Origin of the sequence: Dyadobacter sp. CY261, from assembly GCF_021440085.1 — a bacterium.
Classification (GTDB): Bacteria; Bacteroidota; Bacteroidia; order Cytophagales; family Spirosomataceae; genus Dyadobacter.
This window is the reverse complement of record NZ_JAKCPW010000048.1, coordinates 1-2226: the sequence shown is the minus strand read 5'-3', so window position 1 is coordinate 2226 and position 2226 is coordinate 1. Positions and strand designations below refer to the sequence as shown.

Annotated in this window: 1 protein-coding gene; it reads right to left on the bottom strand. The window is 47.3% G+C overall.

Features of this window, described 5'->3' with window-relative positions; translation table 11 throughout:
• Positions 1 to 2226: hypothetical protein (locus LZD49_RS35200; RefSeq protein ID WP_234673325.1), on the bottom strand; the 2226-nt coding region annotated here is incomplete at both ends.

The window sequence follows — 2226 nt, the reverse complement described above, 5'->3', positions numbered from 1 at the left end:
GAAGCACGTGTACCAATGAATGTCGGGATAAAGGAGTTGTTCGCCGTGATCAGTGCTTTCAGCGTGCGGGTAACAAGCCTGTCTTCAATTTCGGTATGACTGTCCCCAATAACAAGGATAGATTTCTGTGCCGTCGAGTTGAAAACCTGCGATGTCGGCCGAACCTGGAATGTTCCGCTGTTAAGCGCCTCACCAGTTAGAAGTTTATTGGTGACAGTAACGTTAAAATTCGCCGGTACGCTTTCGGATGTTTGGCGCAAGTACTTCCACCCCTCCAATGCGTTTACATCCGGAGTTAGCCAGGTCCTGGACCCGTCGTTACCTGAAATATCCACACGGGTATCTGCTTCGTTGGCATAGCTAACAACTCTTAAATTCTCCTTCCAGACAGGGAACTCGCGCCCTCTTGCATAGGGAACATAGGTAGGCAAAACCAATGTCGGAGCGGTAATGCCCAACGGGAATAGGTCTTTGTACCTTGATTTGTTGATCAGCGTCTTGGTGACGTTCTGGAATACCTTGCTAGCAAGCCCAGAAACCGACATTTTACTCCAATCAATCTCGACGCTTACGATATCGCCATTCGGAGATGTATTGATGACATACTTTTGTATTCCACTTGGGACCCCGTTCCCAAAGCTCTGATTGAATGAGCTGGCAGTCGTGTTGTTGAAAAAGGAGATTATTGTCGGGTTTGATGCGTCACCCTTCTGAATGTAGTATAGGCTGTAATAAACGCCAAGATTCTTTGACTGAACCGAAATGTCTCTCAGCGCAAGTACTGTTTCTATTTCAGCGGAGTTAAAAGACGCGGCGGGCTCCTCGTACACCTTTCGCTCGATCCATTCAGTATAAAAATAATTGGCCGAATTGATTCGGGAGCGGGCGATATCGAGGAAATACTTAGAGGCAGTACCGGACGTGGTCATTCTATCCCAGTCAACTACGACGCTCACCTTGTCGTAATTAGGGGCCGTAACGGTATACTTCCTGACGCCAGACACGGCCCCGACACCTGCATCCAAATTGAAAGAGGTGGCAGTACTGTTATTGTAGATTGAGATGAGCGTCGGATCGGACGCACTTCCTTTTTGCAGGTAATACAGTGAGTATGTTGTCCCGGGATTAACCGACTGAACCGACACTTGGCGAAGGGCCAATGCGGTTTCTATCTCGGCATAGTTAAATGCCGCAGAAGGATTTTCATAGACCTCTCTTTGCAGGAACGATGGAGCCGAGTAAACGCTCCGATGCAGCGTTGCTTTGTTGCCGGCAATAAAAACCTGCTCTGCGGGATCGCTAGTAACCTTTGACCAATCTAAGGTTAAGAAGATCTCATCAAAATTGTTGGGATTTACTAATTTGTATTCAACAACCCCGGACGGGACCCCGGTGCCGTAATCTATTGGGAATGACGTGCCGCCCTTGTTAATGGTCAGACTTATCCTGGTCTGTGCACTTGCGCTCCCCTTTGTAATGTAATTGATTCCGTAAGTTGTGGGCGCTGCGGCATTAGTTGACCTCACAGACGCGCTAACAATGCCGTTTAGCACCTTTCTCTCGGACTGTGTTAAAACCGCATTGGGATTTTCAAAAATGTATCGGTTTCCTCGTTTAGTTGCCTGGGTATAACTAGCCTTCGCAAAAACAGACTTTGATACATCAATGAAGTAAGAAACATTCGTCGTCGATATTAGCGACCAATCGATTGTAAGCACCACCTCGTCTCCATTGTCAGGGTTAGTGCATACGTAATTTTGAATGCCACTTACCTCGCCAATTCCGAAAGAGGTCGGGAAAGATGTCCCTTGCGGACTTCTGTAAATCGAAATCGTAGTCGCATTCGAAGCGTCCCCCTTCCGAAGATAATTCAAAGAATAGGTTACATCGTTATAATCTGAGTATACAACTACGTCACGGACTGCCTGCGAGACTTCAATTTCTTTCTCGTTGACAGTGTTGGAGAATACCGTATTTTTATCTTTCCAAATAAATCTTCCCTTCTGGGTTAATTCAAGCGCTTTATCAGACGGAGGCTGATAGTACCAGGCAGACTCACTCTTTTTAATTATCCTCCCCCCGACCGCTACGGCTGACCCGGACGCAAAATTGCTTCCGGCGAATGCGATATTTCCCGAGACCGTTATGTTATACCACGCGCCTAATGGCGTCCCGGGCGCGGTGGGAGGCGTAGCAGATAAAGAAGGAGTATTTGTCGATGCATTA